This is a genomic window from Winogradskyella poriferorum (genome assembly GCF_050618035.1).
GTDB lineage: Bacteria > Bacteroidota > Bacteroidia > Flavobacteriales > Flavobacteriaceae > Winogradskyella > Winogradskyella poriferorum_A.
Map to the genome: position 1 here is coordinate 1 of NZ_JBODPY010000325.1, position 211 is coordinate 211.

A 211-nucleotide genomic window follows, 5' to 3' on the forward strand; every position below is an offset into this window, starting at 1 on the left:
CTTTCTTTTGTTCCATTTTCTAATTGCATGTTGTGCTTGCAGCCTAAATTATTTAATTTGGTAACATCTATCACCTTACGAAATGTGCCATCTGGTTTATTTGTATTGTATACTAATTGACCCTTGTATACAATAATAGACTTTATTAATACAGCCAGTTTCGATATTGAAATATCTTGCTCAGTTCCAATGTTTATATGAGTATTTCTGA

At 30.3% G+C, this 211-nt stretch carries 1 pseudogene; it reads right to left on the reverse strand.

The features are described 5' to 3' along the window. A pseudogene (locus ACRHOC_RS15945) lies at nt 1-211 on the reverse strand (GDP-L-fucose synthase); the annotation flags it as partial.